Below are 21912 nucleotides of genomic sequence, written 5' to 3' on the forward strand. Positions count from 1 at the left end.
AACCGCCTTATCTATTCATATAGTTAAAGGCGGTTTTTTTATGGGTAAAGTTAAATACTTATGATAGACATACTGTTTGGAAAAATTTGAGCAGCAAGGAAGATGAGTTTCAGTACTACATTAGTAGGCTAAGTAAGTTTGACGCAGCTAATCGTTTTTTTGAATGGGTATTAAGCACGCTTTAAGCGCAGCGCATTTAAAACCACAAACAATGAACTTAATGACATACCAATAGCAGCCAGCCAAGGTGGCACATAGCCTAACGCTGCTGGTATTAGCACACTGCCATTATAAATCAGTGCCCAGCGGAAGTTTTGTTTGATAATACGTTCCGTTTTATCAGAGATACGTTTGGCAGCAGTTATAGCGTCGATTTGACCATTTAAGATAATACTGTCACTCGATACTTGTGCCAAATCTGCCGCCCCCGCAATAGAAGTTGAGACATCTGCTGCTGCTAGCACTGGCGCATCATTGATACCGTCTCCCACCATCAACACTACGCCACCTTCCGCCTGTAGCTTTTGAATGTGAGTGACCTTGTCCGTTGGCGACAGACCATTGTAAGCAGAATGCATTCCTAAACTTTCAGCCAATACCAGCGCTTGCGGGCTTGGGTCACCAGTCAACATAACTGTCTCAATACCCAACTCTTTAAGCGTATCGAGCATGGCTTTGGCACTATCACGCACCTTATCATTGAAATAGAAACATGCCAGCGCTTGCCAAGTGACCGAGTCATTTTGTTGACAAGATAAAACCACCGCTGAGCTGGCGCGCTGTGATACTAAATCAATGACCATATCATTATCAGCATCGTTTAACGCAAAATCTACATGACCAATTCGATATAATACGCCATCAATCACTGCCTCGACACCGCCTGCTGGATAATGCTGTAAGGCCTGCGTCGATGGCAAGTGCAACTGATAGGCAGCGGTAAGCAGCGCGTGTGCGATAGGATGGCGACTGCCCACTTCTAAGGCGGCGGCAATTGCTAATAGCGTATCTTTTTGCTCGTCTGTAGCCGTTGCAATATCATTATCTTTAAGCAGCTCAATATTTAATAAATTAGGCTTACCATAAGTGAGAGTACCTGTTTTATCAAAGGCGACATGAGTGATTTCAGCGAGCGTTTGTAGCGTATGTCCACGCGTCGTCAAAAAGCCATAGCTTGCCAGTCGATTGGTCGCGACCGTCAGCGCAATCGGCGTCGCTAAAGACAGTGCACAAGGGCAAGTCGCGACCAATACCGCGACCGTAGCCCAAATCGCTTGACTTGGGTCAACGATATACCAGCCAATGAATACCAAGACAGACAAGACCAAAATACGCGCCACAAACCAACGTGCCAGCTTATCGGCTTGCTGTGCCAGTTTGGGCTTTTCACTCATGGCACGGTTCATCAGCCGATCAATCAAGCCAATTTGGCTGTCTGCTGGCAATGCTGTGACCAGCATCTCAAACGGTTGGCTATCGTTTTGTGCACCGCCGACGATATAGTCACCTTGGCTCTTGATAATCAAGTCGCCCTCACCCGTCAATAGGCTTTGCGACACGGTAGCAGTCTGGCTCAGCAAAATACCATCGCTGATGATTTCAGAGCCAGCCTCAACTAAAATGATATCACCCACTTGCAAACTATGGGCGGTGACCATTTGTTTTTCTTTTGCCTCATCTGCTGTTGTTGATATGGCTGATTTTTGAGTACGCGTGCGTTGCCAGTCTTGTGCAATTTTTGATGTGAGCCGATGAACATTGGCATCCATGCTTTGCATAAAATTAGACGTTGGATTGGCTGATGTGCTCGCCTCATTTTTATCCAAATTACTGACTTGATTACTCACGTCTTCATTTATAGCTGTTTTCTCGAGCTCATTTTTCTTTAACTGCTGTAATATAAGCGCGGCGGCTTCTTTATCTTCCGCAATTTTTTGTACCAGTACTGGCTCAACCACGACCAAGTCATTGGCCATGGTGGCGGCTTTTAGGCGGGCATTATGCTCAATGTAACGTCCTGCCAGTAAAAAGAAAATAAACATACTGACCGAATCGTAATAGGTTTCCCCTTGCCCAGTGATGGTGGCATACAGGCTCGCGAAAAAAGTCACAATCAGTGCAATACTGACGGGCACGTCCATATTGACTTGACGGGCACGAATTGCCGACCACGCTGAGGTAAAGAACGGGACACCCGCATAGAAGAAAACGGGCGTACTGACAAATAAAGATACCCAGCGCAAAAAATCGCGCTGAAATATTAGCATGTCGCTGTATTCACCAAAATAGATGGCAACGGCATACATCATCGCTTGCATCGAGCCCAACGCGGCAATGCCCAATCTTATGAGCATTTGGTTGTTATGACGCGCCAGCATCGCCTCATGCGTATCTTGACGATAAGGCTTGGCTTCATAGCCTATTTCATTAATGGTGGCAAGAATACGGCTGATCGGCAGCTTATCCTCGTTCCATATCACACGCATCCGCTGATTGGTCAAATTCACCTGACATTTACTGATGCCCTCTAACTCATCGAGACGCGACTCAATTAGCCAAGTACATGCCGCGCAGCGTAGGTTATTGACGGACAGCTCTGCAACCGACAGTCCGTCTTGAGCATAGACGAATTGTGATTTGATCTCGTCATGGTCATACGCCTCAAGGCGAGTCAACTGCGTTGGTAGACTTGCCGTGCGATTAATCTCTGAGCGGTCCAGATAATACTGCTCAAGCCCTGCCTCTACGATGCTTTGAGAGGCTAACTGACAGCCCATACAGCACATCTCACGCGGCTTACCCAATATCTTGGCATGGAACGGCGGCTGCGGTACAGGATCACCGCAGTGGAAACAGTGGCCTGCGAGTGGCAATACTAAACCTTCGATGATAGAGTTATCTTCATAATGCTGGCTGGTGGTCGATGCCATTGATGATGGGACATTAGACATAATCGCGCTTACTTCCTTTAGACAGGTTTGCTCGAACCTTATTCGCTTTAAGTAAACTTACTATCATTAACGAGACTCAACGCCTATGCAGAAGACCTATCTAAAACAGCTATTTTAAATAACTCTCAGCACGGCTCACAAAAAATAAAACAATAACAGTAGCGGTTAATTCATAAAAAACACATCGTTGGCGCGTCTCTAAACTGCTATCGTGCATGGCTATGTGACATGGTGACATGGTGACATGAAGCTAATATGACACTTATATAACAATGATACTGCCAATCTAAAGCTTTTAATGCTTTGTTAGCAATGACCGTGTTTTAACAGAGATTATACTATAAGCAAGTGCTGTGAAGAGCTTAACGACTCACAGCTTAAAATCAATGAATGCCTGCGTTGACGATGATAGATTGAAAAATTTGTCAATTTGCGTCATTATGAGGCAGTTTTTTATACCAAAATGGTGCGACATCAGTGCAAACATCCAATTCCAAGTTACCAAATACCAAGTTAACACAGCCCTCTAAATCTGTTAACCACACGCTCCCTTCACAGCAGCGTGGGTTGGTATTTAGTAGTCTTATCTTAATTGTCATTATTGCTGGCATGGTGCTCTTGGCGCTATATTTAATCAAACTTGATCGCACCATTACTCATAAGTTTGAGGGTAAGCGCTGGGATATCCCTGCTAAAGTGTATTCGCAGCCGCTTGAATTGTATCAAGGCGCGAGTGTCGACAAAGATACGATGAAGACATGGCTGGAGTTGCTGAACTATCAAAGCAACAAAGCTTATGATCGCACGGGAACCTATCATAGATCAGGTAATACCTACTTTATTCATACTCGCGGTTTTACTTATAGCGCCAACGATGTGGATAAAGAGCAAGTCATAAAAATGACCATTGCTGGTAACAAGATTGAGTCCGTACAAAGCACTTTGCCTGCCAAAAGCGGCATCATTCGCTTAGAGCCGGTGAGTATCGGTGGTATTTATCCTGACAGTAATGAAGATCGTTTGGTCGTCTCGTTAGATGAAGTGCCACAACCACTCATTGATGCGTTAATAGCCACGGAAGACCGTGCGTTTTATGAGCACAAAGGCGTCTCTATACGAGGCATTGCACGTGCCGTACTGAACAACTTCTCTGGTGGCTCTAGACAAGGCGGCTCGACCATCACTCAGCAGCTGATTAAAAACTTCTATCTCAATTCAGACCGTACGCTGAAGCGCAAAGCCAACGAAGCGTTGATGGCAGTATTGCTCGAGCTACATTATAGCAAAGATGAAATTCTACAAACGTACCTCAACGAGATTTATTTGGGTCAAAACGGCAACCGCTCTATTAATGGTTTTGGCTTGGCATCACAGTTTTACTTTGATAAACCACTGAATGAGCTGCGCTTGGATCAGCAAGCCCTGCTAGTCGGTATGGCAAAAGGCCCGAGTATCTATAACCCACGTCGCCATCCAAACGACTCAAAAGCGCGCCGTGACGTCGTGCTGGGCAACATGCTGGCCGTTGGCTCACTCAGTCAAGAAGACTATGAAAAAGCGCTAAAGCAGCCACTTGGTGTCGTGGACAAACCTGTCGAAGGCAAAAGTCAATTCCCTGACTTTTTGGATATCGTCAAGCGCGAGCTGAATACCGTGTACTATTCTGATGACCTCAAAAATGAAGGTCTTATCATTATCAGTACTTTGGACCCTATTGCACAATTAGCCGCAGACAAAGCGGTTGATAGAAAATTGGGTGAGCTGCGTCGTAATAGTAGCAAAACTAAAGACTTGCAAGGTGCCTTAGTGAGTGCCAATCCTGAGACTGGTGAGCTGGTCTCTGTGGTGGGTAGTGGCAGTGAATTTACCGGCTTTAACCGTGCGGTCGATGCCAAGCGCCAAGTGGGTTCGTTATTGAAGCCTATTATTTATATGACAGCACTTGAAAGTGGACGCTATAATCTTGCAAGCTCAGTCGATGACTCACCGATTACCGTGAATCTAAGCGATGGTACTAAATGGAACCCCAAGAACTATGACAATCGTGACCATGGTTATGTGCCATTTACCACCGCTTTATCAAAGTCTTATAACCAAGCAACGGTACGCTTAGGTATGGAGTTTGGGGTCGATACCTTTGCCAAGCAGTTACAGCGCATGGGTATTAAAGAAAAAATACCACCCTACCCGTCAGCATTGTTAGGTTCTGTTAATCTTAGCCCAATGGACATGCTTGGTGTATATCAAGTCTTTGCAACTGGTGGCTTCCGTACGCCTATCCATAGTATTCGCACTGTCATTGATGACCGTGGTCGTATTTTACAACGTACTGGACTCAACACTCAGCGTAGTATTCCGCCTGAAACCAACTTCTTAATTAACTATGCTTTACAAGATGTGGTCAAAAACGGTACTGCCAAACGCGTGCAATCACTTGGTAGCAATCTAAATCTTGCTGGCAAAACAGGAACCACAAATGATTACCGCGACGCTTGGTTTGCAGGCTACAGTGGCAACTATGTCAGTGTGGTTTGGGTTGGCCGTGATGATAACAAGCCAATTGGTTTAAGCGGCGGTACTGGCGCATTGCCAGTTTGGGTTGACTATATGAATCGCTTGAAGCTGACGCCTGTAGCACTACCAGAGCCTGAAGGTATTGAATGGTTGTGGTTAGAGAACAACTCAGGCAAGTTGTCTAATGAGCGCTGTGCAGATGCACGCTATCTGCCTGTCTTGTCGGCATATTTACCAGAAGAAGCCAGCAGTTGCGCTGTCGGCTTATATCAACAAGATCGTGCTCGTGAACAAAACCAGCAGCGCCGTAGTGAAGGTTTAGAGATTCCAAATGGTGAAGCTGTTGATAGTGACAACCAAGAAAACAGTGATGGGTCAAATGGTAATGATGCAGAAAGTCGTGCCGATACTTGGTATGATCGTGCCGTTGAATGGTTCTAAAGTTATTTGTGAAACTTAAAAAAGGTCTCAACTTAATGTTATCTCTCAAGCAAACTGTATCAGCTAGGTCAGCCGTCATAACGCGGTCTATCAAAATCAAGCCAGCCAATACGATGCTGGCAGTCAGTGCTCTAGCTGGCATGTTGAGTTTGAGCGCTTGTCAGACTGCGCCGACTGCATCTACCGCAATAAAAACGGTACCGACTCAAACGCTGCCATCATCGCAAACAGCTAAAGCCCCCATAGCGACTGTGACGCAAGCGCCCATTGTCAGAACAGAGGACGAGGATGATTACCCCATTGAGCCTTATAATTCCTCCGAACCAGCCGAATCAACCAATCCGTTGACTCAAGAGACGCCTGTATTTACACCATCTAATCCTGTATTGACCCAACCTGATCCAGTTATTATCATCCCATCGCGTGATGACTACATCATCTCTGAGCCGTCAGCACCGTCACACAACGAATTGCTAGAACAGGCAAGAAAAAACTCGCAGCAACGGATACAGCAAGCTACCACTAATAATAGTAACTTGCCAGCATTTCGCAATTTGATGCAAGCAGGTATCAGTCAACTAAAAGCTGGCAAACTGACCAATGCTGAAAACAGCTTTACCCGTGCTCAGCGCCTAGCACCTAAATCTTCTGCGGTGTATTTCTATTTGGCACAAGTGGCATTGAAAAAGAACCAGCCGCGCAAGGCAGAAGCCATGGCACGCCGTGGTCTGAGTGTTTCTCAAGATACCAGTCGTCGCCGCGCGCTTTGGCAAATTATTTTGCAATCAGGACGAGCCCAAGGCAACGCTCGCGTCATCAGTGAAGCGAAGCAAGCCCTACGCTAATATCAAGACATAGCGAAGTGAATAGATACTAAGTTTATCACTTGGTATCTATTCACTTTTTATATTGTGCATACGCATCATTTATCCAAAATAGACATTTATTTTTAATTAAGGTTATCGTTATGGCATGGCAACAACTGCATTTACAATGTGAAAAAGCAAACGTCGATTTGGCTGAGGCACTGCTCCTAGAAGCAGGTGCATTATCCATCGCCTTAGACGACGCAGGTGACCAGCCTTTATTTGAGCCATTACCTGGTGAATCGCCGCTATGGGATGAGGTTATCTTGACAGGGCTATTTGATGCGACTACCGATGCTGGCAGTCGTCAGGCAGTCGAGCAGCTCAGTCATGAAATCGCAGCACAAGTGCAAGCCACTCGTATCTGGCTCACGGCTGTCGATGATAAAGATTGGGAGCGCGAATGGATGAGCAATTACCATCCTATCGAATGTGCCAATAATTTATGGATTGTACCCAACTGGCTGACGCCGCCCAATCCTGAGGCGACTAACATTATTATGGACCCTGGCCTAGCCTTTGGTACAGGCTATCATGCCACTACCCGCTTATGTCTTGACTGGTTAACAGAACAAGATCTAAAAGACAAAGTGGTGATTGATTATGGTTGCGGTTCAGGTATTTTAGGTATTGCTGCTTTGTTATTAGGTGCACGCCACGTATATGCCGTCGATATCGACCCACAAGCAGTGCTGGCAACCAATCAAAATGCCGCACGCAATCACGTTGGGGATCGTCTGCAAGCGTTTTTGCCAGAAGACTTCACTGACTACTGCGCACAAAATGATGTGTTACCTGTAGACGTAATCGTTGCAAACATTCTAGCCAAGCCGCTCATTGGCTTAGCGCCTTACTTCGCCACCTTAATCGCACCAAAAGGTCGCATTGTCTTGGCCGGTCTAATAGAGTCACAAACCGAACAAGTAACGGCGGCTTATCAACCTTATTTTGCGCTTGATGCAAAGCATGCTTTTACAGCGCAAGAAGACCAACATTGGCAGCGTTTATCTGGTACATTTACAGGCTAGCAACATTTAATTACATCTGTTACGATAGAGGGCAGTCAAATGTCATGCATTTGACGCCACTCTGTCCTTACTCATGATTTATGGACATTTACAGCTAATATTTAAAGCTGATACGAAAGGCAGTATTAGCACTATAGGCAACTATTAGCGAGTGGCTAAGCGGTATTGATAACCATAATTTTTTGGATTCGACCCTATGACCACGCCCATAAAAACTCAGTGCCCTCATTGCCAAGCTTGCTTTAAAATACAGCAAACACAGTTGAATAAAGTAAACGCCACGGTTAGCTGTGATCAATGCCAACAGAGTTTTTTGGTCAATAAACATCTTATCCTCACTGCCGATGCTGTCAGTACTTCCGCGATTCAAGAAAATACAACGACTGACACCAATACGACAGCCGATTCAAATAGACATTCTACACAAAACGCTGACAATCATAATAAAAATCAACATGCAGCAGGCACTGCTAAGTCACCACTCACTCCTCCACATTCAAAAAATGTTTCATCTGATACTTTAATTGAGGATGATTTGATTCATGACGGCTTAATCTATGATGATATGGATAGCGATGAACCAGAAGAAAGCGTTTTAGAGTATGATTCTCTAGATAGTATGGATGCTTGGCTGACTCAAGCCAGCAATATGAACAATAGCAGTTATACTTCTACAGCAGACAGCCAACCAACAAGTAACCTCTCTAAAAAAACAGATAAAAACAACGGGTCATCAGTGAAAGTATCATCTGATGCTACAACAGAAAATTCCTCATCAGCACAAATAGCGCTCAGTTCAGCAGCCGCTAATGATATTCATGCCAATGTGGATGATACTGCGGACAATTCTTGGCTCGAAAAACTCCTAAAAGAACAAAATAAAAGCGAAGAGGTTCGACAAGACGATACCGACTTATCACAACTATTGCTCGATATGGGTGTACCATTGAAAGATGAAGCGTTAACCTCCGAAGAGCGTGTGAGAAAAGCACAAGCAAAGTTTACACCTACGCCGCAGAGACGTTCTATCGCATCCTTACTATGGACGCTAGGATGCTTAGTATTAGCACTGCTACTTTTTGCTCAATACGTCATTTTTAATCTAGAAACTTTGATGAAAAACCCAGTGCATGCAGAGCGCTTACAATCAGTATGTGCAGTCGCTGCCTGTAGTTTACCTAGTGCCGATCTAACAGCATTCACGATTACCAACCTTAATCATAAATCGAGTAAGATTAAGATGGATGGAAAGTCGAGCGATGTCAGTGCCACATTAAACAATCAAAGTGCCAAAGCACAGCTATATCCGAATGTTAAAGTCAGCGTATACGGCGCAAATGATATGATTGGAGAATTCATCGCCACGCCAGCTGATTATCTATTAAGCAAGCAAAGCCAATTAGCGGCGGACAGTAGTCGAAACATATTATTTACCATCCCTGTTGCTAATAGACAAATTCGAGAAGTGACTATAAGTCCTCTGTATTGAATGGATAATTACCAACAAAATACTGTCTATCTATAAACAACCTCGTCTCTTAAAACTTTAATCGTCAGAAAAACGTAGGCAGGTCGCAAGTTCAATAGTGATGCAAGTGCGAACCAGCCAGTTATATTTTGTGGCAATGTTATAATAATAAGCATATACCCTAGTCATACTGCTGCCAATATAAGGTTAATCTGTCAGCGCTAAACGATATTAATTTGATATAATACCCTGATATCTTATGGTTTGACTCTTTCCAATCCCAAGGACATTATCTTATGGCACCTCATGCACAGCATAATGCCAATCATTTTGCCACAAGCTCTGAGCATCCTGCCGATTATAGTACAGCTAACCATCATTCAACTCGTCATGTTGACTCCTCATTAGACAGCGATGCGAGCCAGCGGCATGAACCACTGCGCGTACATGTGGAGCGTGTGGTACGACAGTACTTTGCGATGCTAGGTGATGAGATGCCGACCGACTTGTATGAGCTTATTTTAAAACAAATTGAAGAGCCACTATTATCGGTTGTCCTTGAAAAAACTCGAGGCAATCAAACCAAGTGTGCACAAATCTTAGGTCTGAATCGTGGCACTTTACGCAAAAAACTCAAAACTTATGACTTAATGTAGCATCTGCTATATGCATTTCTCTGTCTTTATTACCAATCATTATGTATGGCAATTTAACGTTATTGACGCTATCCACCATGATATTGTCTACAACAATTGTCATTGTCACCTTGCCAGACGTTTACGTCAGGCTTTTTTTATGGAAATTTTCTTATGAGTACAACCCCACTTGCTCTATTGTCAGTCTCTGATAAATCCAATATCGTTGAGTTTGCGCAAGGCCTTATTAAGTCAGGCTTTGACTTACTGTCTACTGGCGGTACTTATCGTTTACTCACAGAAAACAATGTCGCTGTGACCGAAGTATCCGATTACACAAGTTTTCCTGAAATGATGGATGGCCGTGTCAAAACGCTACATCCTAAAATTCATGGTGGCATCTTAGGACGCCGTGGTACAGACGATGCCGTAATGAGTGAGCACGCGATTGAGCGTATTGATTTGGTTGTCGTCAACCTTTATCCGTTTGCAGAAACCATTGCTCGTGCTGACGTCACCATGAACGACGCTATCGAAAACATCGACATCGGTGGTCCTACGATGGTGCGTTCTGCGGCGAAAAACCACGCTCATGTGGGTATCGTGACTGATCCAGCAGATTATGAGCGCATACTTGCCGCTTTAGATGATGGCACCGAGCTGACACCTGCTTTGCGCTATGACTTGGCAGTGAAGGCTTTTGAGCATACTGCACAGTACGACGGAATGATTGCCAATTTCTTAGGTAGCCGTGTCAATGAAAACCAGCAACCTGAGAATTTTTCACGTACCTTTAATGTGCAGCTCGAAAAAGCACAAGACCTACGCTACGGCGAAAACCCACATCAAAACGCCGCTTTTTATACAGAAAACCATCCGCTAAAAAGCCAACAAGCCTCTATAGCGACTGCTAAGCAACTGCAAGGCAAGGCGCTATCTTATAACAATATCGCCGATACTGATGCTGCCCTTGAGTGCGTGAAAGCCTTTAGTGCCCCTGCTTGCGTTATCGTTAAGCATGCTAATCCTTGCGGTGTCGCTGTCGATAACGATCAAGTAACCGCGTATAACACTGCCTTTAGTACTGACCCTGAGTCTTCTTTTGGCGGCATCATTGCTTTTAACCGCCCATTGACGTTGGCGGCGGCTAAAGCCATTATCGACAATCAGTTTGTAGAAGTTATTATTGCACCAAGCATCGAAGATGGTGTACTTGAAGCGACAGCTGCTAAGAAAAATGTCCGTGTATTGGTGTGCGGCGAACTGCCAGCGCCAGATCAACGCGATAGTCAGCTTGACTACAAGCGCGTCAATGGTGGCCTGCTAGTACAAGAGCAAGATCTTGGTTTGATTACAGCCAATGACTTAAAGATTGTCACTGATGTACAACCAACAGAAGCGCAAATCGCCGATCTATTATTCAGCTGGAATGTGGCAAAATACGTCAAATCTAATGCGATTGTTTATGCCAAAGGTCAGCGTACTATCGGTGTTGGTGCTGGTCAGATGAGCCGTGTCAACTCAGCGCGTATCGCTGCTATCAAAGCTGAGCACGCTGGATTGGCTACTGAAGGTGCTGTTATGGCATCAGATGCCTTCTTCCCTTTCCGTGATGGCATCGATAACGCTGCCCAAGTCGGTATTGCTGCTATTATCCAGCCAGGTGGGTCTATGCGTGATGATGAAACCATTGCTGCGGCAAATGAGCATGGCATCGCGATGGTATTCACTGGTATGCGTCATTTCCGCCATTAAATTGTTCCGTATCACTTTGAATAGTAGCATTGATAGCAATATTGAATTTCGTATCGCCATTAATGCTAAATCTTTATGATAAAAGTAATACTCATTAAAAAAGCCACTGTAGACAGTGGCTTTTTTATGCTTCAAACTTGAGAAGATTATTTAGAAAGAATGACTAAGTAAGTATCTCAAGTTTTCCTTAATAGCTTTATTTCTAACGCCCTTGCGCGTTTGCTATATTGGCGTCATTAATTTCAACTTTATACACCAAACGTAAATAATCCAAGTAATCTTGTAGCTGATCTTGCCCCAAGTTATCACGAATGATGGCAGCTGTTTGTGCTCTTTGCACATCAGATAATGGCGACTGCTCCTCTGTTTTAATACGATCACCGACCAACAAAGTCGCGCCCATCTCAGTCTCACTGGCAATAGCAACGACGCCATTATTAGCTGCTTGCTGACTAAAGGCCAATCCGCGTTCTTTCTCTGTCAATAGAGTGGTTTGGCGATTCACTTCACCTAATGATTGAAAACGTACTGGCTGTTTATTGATATCAGCAGGCGTTTTAATACCAGCGGCTAGTTTCTTCGCCTCTTTTAGCGCCAACGCCGTGGCCTTTTCTTGACGTAATATCTGAGTGATTTTTGGTGTAGCAGCAGCTAAGCTAAGCGTTTTCGTAGGACGATAGTTGCTTGGTTGCACCCATACCGTACCGTTACCGACTTCGATACCTGCGGTTACTGCCTGATCTTGAATGGTAAACTCATCAAAAGCCTGCTTAATCACTGCTGGTTGTGATAGCTCAGACTTGTTGTTTTCTTTACGATAATCCTTGATACGTTTTAGCGTTACGTTCTCTTGCTGAGCGATGTCTTCGATACTAAAGCCATCTGCTGCCAAGTCATTAATCGCTGTCACTTTATCTGCATAGATTTCTTGACGCTTATATTCTTTGGCTTTTGCTGTCAGCTCTGCACGCATGCTTTCTAGGCTTGGGATTTTACTACCGTTATCTTCGGTTACGGTAAATATCTGGTAGCCAAAGCTAGTCTTAATAGGTGCTGTTACATCACCCATACTTAAGCCCTCTAAAGCTTGCTCAACCGCTGCAGCATCATTACCAAATACAGAGGGATTAAAGGTACCAATATCGCCACCTGTTGCTCCTGATGGATCATCTGATTCAGTTTTAGCCAATGCGGCAAAAGACTCACCTTTATCCAAGCGAGCTTTGATTTTGGCCGCTCTGGTCTTCGCATCTTTACCCGTTAATAGGATTTGACTGATTTTACGTTCATCGACGACCGCTAGCCCTTGCTTATAAGCTTCATATTGCTGCTGCAAATCTTCTTCCGTAACTTCATTCACTTGAATGGTTTTAGGACTTAATTGCAAATATGCCAAATCTACCATCGCCGCACTTTTTAGCGTGTCTTTATTGGCATCATAATAGGCTTGTATATCGCCTTTGCTTAACTTGACCTGATCTGCATAGTCTTGCCAATTAAATCGATGCAGCCAGATATTGCGCGACTCAAGTTGTAAGTCAATCAATTGACTTACCGCTTGCATTGGATATACTGCCGTGCCAACAATACTGGCATTGAGTTGGTCGAGGCTTAACTGGTTACGAAACTCAGCAAATAGCTGATCTTTAGTCATGCCGCGCTGGCGCAAGAAGTTTGAGAATTGGTCGTTAGAAAAATTGCCTTCTGCGTCCTTAAAAATTTCTTCTTCACGCAATAAACGATTAATCGTGTCATCAGAGACTGTCATACCAAGCTTGCCCGCTTGCTGCTCCAATAGCGTACGATCAATGAGACCTTTGAGCACCTGCTCGTGCAACACATCTTCATTTAATAGACTGGCATCATCAACTTGTTCTAGTATTTCAGTACGACGGTTATTTACGGCAGTCTGATACTCGGACAACCCTACGCTTGCTTCACCCACCTGAGCGACTTGGTTGGGATCGACCCCGCCTCCAAAATAGCTTTCGACACCCAATAGAGCGAGCGGCGATAGGCATAAAATCAATAAAATGCGACCTGGCCAGCTTTTTAAGAAATCGCGCAATTTATCCATAGTTATCTCTGCTTTATAAACCTATATTGATGAAAAACCATTGTAATATTACTATTAATATCAATGCTATCTAAGCAGGCAATGGTAAGAATAAGAACGTGTGAATTTGATATAGAACAACAAGACTGAGTAAAACGGCCTTATTTAAACAACGCATCTATCGCGCGCCCTATGATACGTGATTTTTGATGCAGACTCAAAATATTCACGTGGTATGATACAAACTATAGCGATAAAAAAAGCACCTAATATCTAGGTGCTTTTTTATGATTCATATTATGACTTTTCAGCCATGCTATAAATCATATAGTGCTTTACTAAGTAAATGCTGTGTTCGTTCGTATATCACGTCGTTATACAGCATCCGTTTTTAATAAAACGGCTTAGTTTAAACGCTCTTTTAAGTTTTTACCCGCTTTAAAGCTTGGTACTTTACTTGCTGGAATGCTAAGCTCTTCACCCGTCTTAGGGTTACGGCCAGTACGTGCTTTACGGTCTTTTACACTGAAAGTACCAAAACCAACCAATGAGATGCTATCGCCAGCTTCTAGCGCTTCACCAACACTTTCCATAACAGCATTCAATGCATCGCCAGCTTGGGTTTTGTTTAGGCCACTTTTGTCTGCGATGCTATCAATTAATTCTGACTTATTCATAAAATTTCCTTCAAGTTTAAGGGGGATAATAAACGCTCACGCCAAGCATTGTAACGCTCTCATAGCATTTAAGCAATAAAAACTGCCTGACTGGCGTATTAACAGGTTTCGCTTTGTTATCGTCTTTATATCAAGGCAGCATAAGGAGCGCAAGCGATTTTACATATTTTTGCCTACTGTACTACGTATTTGACACTCAATGTTACGCAAAGCCTCTGCAACTGTCATAACTGCTAGTCACCTTGGCTTTTCGTAACTTCGACTTAGCGAGTCAACCTCTATACTGCCTTATCGTTCAAAGAGATGTCATCTCATACTGAGGCATCGCCAGTCATAAATATCTGTGTCCTTGTTGATTACCAAATTGTAAAGTAATAATTTCCCAACTGACAGAAACTAGCGTTACTTTTTATTATAAAGGCGTTACTATAAGCAAAATATCACTGCACCTTTTGGGTCAATTTTGACTCTTGTTTGTCTTTTACCTCTAATTTGCCAAATATAAAACGGATTATTTACATGAAGCGTTCTACGTTGTCTCACTCTTTTCTTAATATCATTCTGGTGTTCATCGAGTCGGCGCTGACACTATTGTTACGTTTAGATCCCGAACTACGTAAAGCCGCTTACCCACTTGCCAAGCAAGGTACTGTCGTGGCGCTACGCTTGTATCTACCGCATGTTGAGGTGTTTGCCACTTTTAGCACCAAAGGCGTATTATTAGACGCAGAGTTACCTATTGACCGCAGCGAACCTGACGTCATCATTAATGCCTATAGCATCCAAGTGATCAATGCGATCACCACTCATGACAGCGAAACCACCGAAAAACTACAAATGCGCGGTGAGTCTGTTCAAGTACAGGTGGTCAAGCAGTTTATTATGCAACTCGGTCTTGGCAGCTTAATTCAAGGTCTTATTAAAAAGATAAAAGGTGGCAAAGGTAAAACCAAGCCTACTGAAGCTGAAATGGCTGACAAAAAGGACAGCTATAAATTACGCATCAAAGAGCAACAAACCCAAATAAACACTTTAACTATTAAAAACCGTGAGCTCGAAATCACGGTTAAAGAGTTACAGAGCAAACAAAAAACCCTGATAATCGTCACCGTGTCTGCTCTCGTCATTATGATCGCAGCCATTATCGTGCTATTAATGAATTAATTTCGCCAACAACGACTTACCAATGTCAGCTTAACAATGAAAGGTTGCTTACTTTACCAAACGCGTTTGATGCTGATTAAGACATATTAAACGCTTAGATAGTTAGGGCGTATGGAACATTCAGCACGCCCTAATATAATTGATAGAAGTTCAAAAAACGTAAGACGCAAACCTCAAGACTGTATTTTAGTATTTCAAAAATACTAGGAATCAATGTTTTCAATCTTATAGCCCCTCCTTTTAATACCATTGTTTTTATCAATCATAGTGATAAGCTCGATTAACCATTCAACCACACTTTAATCTTGACTAAATTACTCAGGATTAAGTATAATTGGCTTAATCGTTGCACACATCGGGTTCATCATCTGCTGTTTAATAACGATAAGACACAACTTAGCGGTTATGTGATTCCATCAGTAGCTTTCATATTGCGCTACAAGCTGCCACCACTATCATTTTGCTAAGGTCGTTGTTAAATAAAAATGACTTAAAAGTTTGGAGATAACACATGCGTTTGACTACTCGAGGCAGATATGCCGTTACTGCGTTACTGGATTTGGCATTACAGACCAGCCAACAAGACACTGCAGTCTCCTTATCTGATATCGCCAAGCGGCAATCGATTTCTATCTCTTACCTTGAACAACTGTTTTCCAAACTTCGTAAACGTGGTCTGGTCACTAGCATCCGAGGTGCGGCAGGCGGCTATCATCTAGCCAAACCATTGCATGAAATAGACGTCATGAGCATCATATCTGCCGTTGACGAGTCGGTTAATGCGATGCAGTGTGAAGGACGTGGCGACTGTCAAGGTGGTACAATGTGCTTAACCCATGATTTATGGTGTGCACTGTCCAATCATATCGAACAGTACTTGAAAAATATAACATTAGCGCAATTATTAGACATGGAAAATGTGCAGTCAGTGTCAGAGCGTCAGCACAGCTTTACCAAAGAGATTTCCATAAAAGATATCAACACTATTACCCTATCGAACAGCGAGGCAAACCCAGCATGAGCCAACATAACAACCTTATATACTTAGATTATGCCGCCACCACACCAGTTGCAAAATCAGTAGCTGCTAAGATGAGCGAGTATCTGACAGTAGATGGCATCTTTGGTAACCCAGCCTCGCGCTCGCATGGCTATGGCTGGCAAGCAGAAGAAGCGGTAGAAACAGCGCGTCAACAAGTGGCTGAAGTCATTAATGCTGATCCACGCGAAATCGTCTTTACCTCTGGTGCAACAGAATCAGACAACCTAGCGATTAAAGGTGCCGCGCATTTTTATCAATCTCGTGGTAAGCACATCATTACCAGTAAGATCGAACATAAAGCCGTATTAGATACGTGCCGTGAACTTGAGCAAGAAGGTTTTGAGATTACTTATCTTGAGCCGCAGCCAAGCACTGGGCTAATCTTACCAGAGCAAGTTAAAGAAGCATTACGTGATGATACTATCTTAGTATCACTCATGATGGTGAATAATGAGCTTGGTACGATTACCGATGTCGCTGCCATTGGTGAAATCACTCGTGAAGCGGGTGTGGTCTTCCACGTCGATGGCGCACAATCTGTTGGTAAAGTATTGATTGACCTTGAAACCACGAAGATCGATTTGATGAGCTTCTCAGGTCACAAAGCCTACGGTCCTAAAGGTATTGGCGCATTATTTGTTCGTCGTAAGCCACGTATCCGTTTGAAAGCAGAGCAGCATGGCGGCGGTCATGAGCGCGGCATGCGTTCAGGTACATTACCGACGCATCAAATCGTTGGTCTTGGAGCAGCATTTGCTTTAGCCAATGAGCGTTATGAAGAAGACCATGCACATGCAGCCAAGCTACGCCAAAAACTGTGGGATGGTCTACAAGATATCGAAGAGATCTACCTAAATGGTGATCTTGAGCACAGCGTACCTAACATCGTAAACATCAGCTTTAACTTCGTTGAGGGCGAGTCTCTCATGATGTCGCTCAAAGACTTAGCCGTATCATCAGGCTCAGCCTGTACATCAGCGACGCTTGAGCCATCATATGTATTACGCGCTATTGGTCGCCCAGATGAATTAGCACACAGCTCAATTCGTTTCAGCTTCGGTCGTTATACCACTGAAGCAGACATCGATACTGTCATCAAACAAATGCATGAAGCGGTCGATAAATTACGTGCCTTATCACCACTTTGGGATATGTACCAAGAAGGTGTTGATTTAGATTCAGTCGAATGGGCTGAGCACTAAAATTACCGAAAGCAACGACATAGTTATCACACAGAACCATTAAACGATTGATCAGACACTTATAAATACCGTTTTTATAAATACCCTTTTTATAAATACCGTTTCTATTAACTAAATGTTTGACCCCAATTATCGATGAGTAGTTAGACATTTAAAGTCAGTAATTGACTACTCATCATCTAACTAGGAGAAAACCCCATGGCCTATAGTGACCAAGTTATTGATCATTACGAAAATCCACGCAACGTCGGCAATCTTGATAAAAATGCCAAAAACGTTGGTACTGGTATGGTTGGTGCCCCAGCTTGTGGCGATGTAATGCGCCTACAAATTCAAGTTGATGATAACGGCATCATTGAAGATGCACGCTTTAAAACTTATGGCTGTGGTTCAGCAATCGCCTCAAGCTCGCTTGTGACTGAGTGGCTAAAAGGCAAAAGCTTGGATCAAGCGGGCGAAATCAAAAACAACGATATCGCGAAAGAGTTGGCCTTACCACCAGTAAAAGTGCATTGCTCTGTACTTGCTGAAGACGCCATTAAAGCCGCTATTAGCGACTATAAAGGTAAGCATAGCGTAGCAGTAGAGACAGAAGAAGCGGCTAGCTAAACCTATTAGCGTAAGTATTGTACTTCTAAGTACACGGTCTTAATGGCCGTACTTTAGTAGTCGATGTATTGAACAGCTACTAACGCTAAAAAGGTGACAATAACGCTAATGTAATTGTCACCTTTTATTTTCTAGTGATTCTTAACTGGTCGTTATTAAGATTTTTTGGCAAGTGCGCTATTTTCATTGCCAGTTTATACAGATTTTTTTGATTGATATTTATCATTGATAGTCAATGGGAGTTGGCATGATTGAAATGACAGAACGCGCCGCTCAGCATGTTCGAGACTTTTTGGACAATCGCGGCAAAGGCGAAGGTATTCGAGTGGGTATCCGTACCGCGGGTTGCTCAGGCTTAGCTTACGTTTTAGAGTTTGTAGATACCCCTGATGAAAATGACACGCGTTACGAAAGCCGCGGCGTTAACATCTTTATTGATCCTAAAAGTTTGGTGTATTTAGATGGTTTGTTGATGGACTACGAAAAAGAAGGTCTTAACGAAGGCTTTAAGTTCACCAATCCTAATCAAAAAGGCGAATGTGGTTGCGGTGAATCTTTTACCGTCTAATGAGCCAAAGGTTGAAAACCCTTTAGTTTAGAGCTTACTGACTCTATATTTAAGCCATCGTAAATATGTTCTCAACTAAAGAAAACTTTCAAAATAAATAAAAAGCAAGGCGTATGATATGAGAGATATTACTGCAGAAGCCCAGTTTGATAACTTCTTTGCCCTATTTGAGCAACCTGTACAGTTTGAAGTCAATCAAGAGAGTCTCGATCAGCATTTACGCCTGCTACAAAAACGTTATCACCCTGATAATGTCGACAAGAATCTGGCAAACACCTCACAAGCGCAACAGCAATCTGAGCAAGCTTCAGCATTAATCAACCAAGCCTACCAAGCGTTAAGTGCGCCTGATAGTCGTGCTAGCTATCTACTAGATATGGCCGATCAAGCACAGAATCTAGAACACTCAATCGCAGACTTGGACTTTTTAGAAGATGCTATGCAGATGCGAATGGATTTAGATGACGCAATCGAAGGAAAAGATCGTGCGACATTGCAACAACTACACCCTCAAATCACCAAGCGACTGGCAAAACAGTCTAAGCGTTTTAACGATGCTTACCAAAACCAAGATTGGCAAACGGCGATTGATGCGACACAAAAACTGAAATTCTTAGTCAAATTAAATGCTGACGTGACTACTGGTATCGATGAGTTAGCGACTGCTGAGCATTCAGATGATGATGATTTATACGTCTAACTAACTGACGTATAAGCTTGTTAATTTATTTTATATGCCAAATTTATTTATAAATGCTATTAGCTTATGACGCTTATTTGAAAACTATATTATAAGCGATGGTTAAAATAGTCACAGCGATGCCGTATAATCCCTTATTTTAAGCACTTTTAATCGCTAAGTATCTTCGTTTTCACGTGCATACAAAGCAGTTAAACCACAATAGTGCGCTTATCATATTTGTTCTATTTCACTTATTAATTTTATCTCTTTCATTTTATCTTTGAGTTATCTTATGTCTTTATTGCAAATTGCCGAACCCAATCAAAGCGCCCAACCCCATCAGCATCGTTTTGGCCTAGGAATTGATCTTGGTACTACGCGCTCATTGGTCGCGGTAGTACGCTCAGGCAAGGCGCAAGTCTTAGAGGCAAGCGCAGCTACCGATACCTTATTACCTTCTGTGGTCTATTATCCAAGTATAGGTAAGCCGTTAGTTGGCTCTGATGCATTAGCTCACTTAGCGGATGATCCAAAAAATACGATTGTCTCGGCTAAGCGTTTTATGGGTCGTAGTCAAGCTGATATCAAATTCTCTCATCCTTATGAGTTAAGCGGCAGCAAAGATGACATGCCAGCATTTGTGACGGCTCAGGGTAAAGTATCGCCTGTTGAAGTATCAGCACGTATTTTAGCAGCGCTTGAGCAACGGGCAGCGAGCGCATTGCCTGCAGACAGTATCGAGGGTGCGGTCATTACTGTCCCTGCTTATTTTGATGAAGCCCAGCGTCAAGCGACCAAAGATGCAGCCCAAGCGGCTGGTATCAAAGTGCTACGCCTGCTAAATGAGCCTACTGCTGCTGCCGTCGCCTATGGTCTCGACCAGTCAACGCAAAACGGCGATAAAGAAAGTTATTATTTAATTTACGATCTGGGTGGCGGTACTTTTGACGTTTCTATCTTAAAGCTGACTGATGGCGTCTTTGAAGTATTGGCAACTGGCGGTAATAGTGCATTAGGCGGTGACGACATCGATCGTCTAATGACCAATTGGCTTATCAAACAATTAAATATCGATCCTAAAGACGTGAGTCGTCATGATAAATCGATACTCGCCCAACAAGCCAAGGCTTATAAACAAGCCCTGACAGATGCTGAGCAAGTCAATATCGATATCACTGTCAATGAGCAATCTTACCAAGGTGTGCTTCGCCGTACAGATTTGCTGGCTATTGCAGAGCCAGTTAGCCGCCGTACACTGAGCGTATGCGAACAAGTACTGCGTGATGCCAAACTTTCGAGTGCTGATCTAGACGAAGTGATTTTGGTCGGCGGTTCTACTCGTATGCCTGCTATACAACAAGTCGTGACAGAGTTTTTTGCCAAGCAACCACTTTGTCGTCTAAATCCCGATGAAGTCGTGGCTTTGGGTGCTGCCCAAACGGCGCATCAATTGGTCAATGGCGATAGTAATAACAACCTATTATTGTTAGACGTAACGCCGCTATCGCTTGGTCTTGAGACCATGGGCGGCTTAGTTGAAGTACTGATTCCACGTAATACGCCTATCCCTGTCAAAAAACGCCAAGTGTTTACCACCTATCAAGATGGGCAAACAGGCATGGTGATTCATGTGGTACAGGGCGAACGCGAGACAGTAGATAACTGCCGTTCATTGGGTCGTTTTGAGCTATATGGTATCCCGCCGATGAAAGCTGGGTTTGCTCGTATTGAAGTCACCTTTAGTATTGATGCGAATGGACAGCTAACCGTCAGCGCACAGGAAACCTCAACCAAGACAGAAAGTAAGATTGAGATTGTGCCTTCTTATGGGTTATCAGATGAGCAAAAAGAGCAGTTGCTCGTTGCAGGATTCAAGCATGCAGAAGAAGATAAAAATACACGTTCTTTAATCGAAACTAAAGTAGAAGCGGAGCGTGAAGTATTAGCGCTACAATCTGCCCTTAAAGAATTTGCAGCTTTATTATCTTCTGAGGAGCAGCACTCATTGGCTGAGCAAATACAAGTATTGCAAACAACGCTCAGTACTGATGATTTGGCACTTATCGAGGCACAGCAAGCAAAGCTCAAGCCTCACAGTGATGCGTTTGCTGCCCGTATTATGAATCAAAGCGTCAAAGCCAGCATGGCAGGCACGAATGCCCAAGATTGGTAGCAGATACATTTAAAATGTGACTTAGTCACCATAGTAAGCGCATTTCTTATATTTTTATTCTTTTAATTGATTAGCACTGGA

The 21912-nt window shown here is 43.5% G+C and carries 16 protein-coding genes; 13 read left to right on the forward strand and 3 right to left on the reverse strand.

Going from position 1 to position 21912, the window contains the following annotated elements:
* Positions 1-170: 170 nt before the first annotated feature.
* Positions 171-2951 carry a heavy metal translocating P-type ATPase gene (locus ACI2JM_RS02520; protein ID WP_404641864.1) on the reverse strand — a complete coding sequence of 927 codons (2781 nt, stop codon included), beginning with the start codon at positions 2949-2951 and terminating at the stop codon, positions 171-173.
* A gap of 477 nt (positions 2952-3428) precedes the next feature.
* Here ACI2JM_RS02520 and mrcB point away from each other — a divergent pair, with 477 nt between their 5' ends.
* The 6 genes from mrcB (at position 3429) to purH (ending at position 11658) form a co-directional block, all read left to right on the forward strand.
* On the forward strand, positions 3429-5906 hold the full coding sequence (mrcB, locus tag ACI2JM_RS02525) for a penicillin-binding protein 1B (RefSeq protein ID WP_404641866.1): 2478 nt from the start codon (positions 3429-3431) through the stop codon (positions 5904-5906).
* A 35-nt stretch (positions 5907-5941) separates the two neighbouring features.
* Entirely contained in the window at positions 5942-6751 is an 810-nt protein-coding gene (locus tag ACI2JM_RS02530; protein WP_404641868.1) for a tetratricopeptide repeat protein, read from the forward strand.
* Positions 6752-6873: 122 nt separating this feature from the next.
* Positions 6874-7800 (forward strand): 50S ribosomal protein L11 methyltransferase, encoded by a 927-nt coding sequence (prmA, locus tag ACI2JM_RS02535; protein ID WP_201501574.1) that lies wholly within the window; start codon positions 6874-6876, stop codon positions 7798-7800.
* Positions 7801-7996: 196 nt separating this feature from the next.
* Positions 7997-9289 (forward strand): DUF3426 domain-containing protein, encoded by a 1293-nt coding sequence (locus ACI2JM_RS02540; RefSeq protein ID WP_404641870.1) that lies wholly within the window; start codon positions 7997-7999, stop codon positions 9287-9289.
* Between the two features lie 275 nt (positions 9290-9564).
* Positions 9565-9924, forward strand: coding sequence for a DNA-binding transcriptional regulator Fis (gene fis / locus ACI2JM_RS02545; protein ID WP_201538869.1), 360 nt, complete (start codon positions 9565-9567; stop codon positions 9922-9924).
* 153 nt (positions 9925-10077) lie between these two features.
* Positions 10078-11658 (forward strand): bifunctional phosphoribosylaminoimidazolecarboxamide formyltransferase/IMP cyclohydrolase, encoded by a 1581-nt coding sequence (gene purH / locus ACI2JM_RS02550; RefSeq protein WP_404641873.1) that lies wholly within the window; start codon positions 10078-10080, stop codon positions 11656-11658.
* A gap of 202 nt (positions 11659-11860) precedes the next feature.
* Here the strand turns inward: purH and ACI2JM_RS02555 are convergent, their stop codons facing one another.
* Together ACI2JM_RS02555 and ACI2JM_RS02560 are read right to left on the reverse strand one after the other, a co-directional pair.
* Entirely contained in the window at positions 11861-13735 is a 1875-nt protein-coding gene (locus ACI2JM_RS02555; RefSeq protein ID WP_404641875.1) for a SurA N-terminal domain-containing protein, read from the reverse strand.
* Positions 13736-14118: 383 nt separating this feature from the next.
* Positions 14119-14391 carry an HU family DNA-binding protein gene (locus tag ACI2JM_RS02560; RefSeq protein WP_045445077.1) on the reverse strand — a complete coding sequence of 91 codons (273 nt, stop codon included), beginning with the start codon at positions 14389-14391 and terminating at the stop codon, positions 14119-14121.
* 519 nt (positions 14392-14910) lie between these two features.
* On the opposite strand from ACI2JM_RS02560, the gene ACI2JM_RS02565 reads away from it, so the two are divergent.
* The 7 genes from ACI2JM_RS02565 to hscA all read left to right on the forward strand — a co-directional run bounded on the left by ACI2JM_RS02565 (position 14911) and on the right by hscA (position 21831).
* On the forward strand, positions 14911-15555 hold the full coding sequence (locus ACI2JM_RS02565) for a hypothetical protein (protein WP_404641878.1): 645 nt from the start codon (positions 14911-14913) through the stop codon (positions 15553-15555).
* Between the two features lie 511 nt (positions 15556-16066).
* Positions 16067-16576: an Rrf2 family transcriptional regulator gene (locus ACI2JM_RS02570; RefSeq protein WP_404641880.1), complete on the forward strand. Its 510-nt coding sequence runs from the start codon at positions 16067-16069 to the stop codon at positions 16574-16576.
* Positions 16573-17799 carry an IscS subfamily cysteine desulfurase gene (locus ACI2JM_RS02575; RefSeq protein WP_045451862.1) on the forward strand — a complete coding sequence of 409 codons (1227 nt, stop codon included), beginning with the start codon at positions 16573-16575 and terminating at the stop codon, positions 17797-17799. The genes ACI2JM_RS02570 and ACI2JM_RS02575 overlap by 4 nt, the downstream gene beginning before the upstream one ends.
* 198 nt (positions 17800-17997) lie before the next feature.
* Positions 17998-18408 (forward strand): Fe-S cluster assembly scaffold IscU, encoded by a 411-nt coding sequence (gene iscU, locus ACI2JM_RS02580; protein ID WP_270894528.1) that lies wholly within the window; start codon positions 17998-18000, stop codon positions 18406-18408.
* 247 nt (positions 18409-18655) lie between these two features.
* A complete protein-coding gene (iscA, locus tag ACI2JM_RS02585) occupies positions 18656-18976 on the forward strand; it encodes an iron-sulfur cluster assembly protein IscA (protein WP_045445072.1) in 321 nt (106 codons plus the stop codon).
* Between the two features lie 118 nt (positions 18977-19094).
* The gene (gene hscB / locus ACI2JM_RS02590) at positions 19095-19676 is read left to right on the forward strand and encodes a Fe-S protein assembly co-chaperone HscB (RefSeq protein WP_404641883.1); all 582 of its coding nucleotides are present in this window, start codon (positions 19095-19097) and stop codon (positions 19674-19676) included.
* Positions 19677-19950: 274 nt separating this feature from the next.
* Complete coding sequence (gene hscA, locus ACI2JM_RS02595; RefSeq protein ID WP_404641885.1) at positions 19951-21831, forward strand: Fe-S protein assembly chaperone HscA; 1881 nt, start codon at positions 19951-19953, stop codon at positions 21829-21831.
* The last annotated feature ends 81 nt before the right edge of the window (positions 21832-21912 follow it).

Source organism: Psychrobacter sp. NPDC064578 (assembly GCF_044901245.1).
Classification (GTDB): domain Bacteria; phylum Pseudomonadota; class Gammaproteobacteria; order Pseudomonadales; family Moraxellaceae; genus Psychrobacter; species Psychrobacter cibarius_C.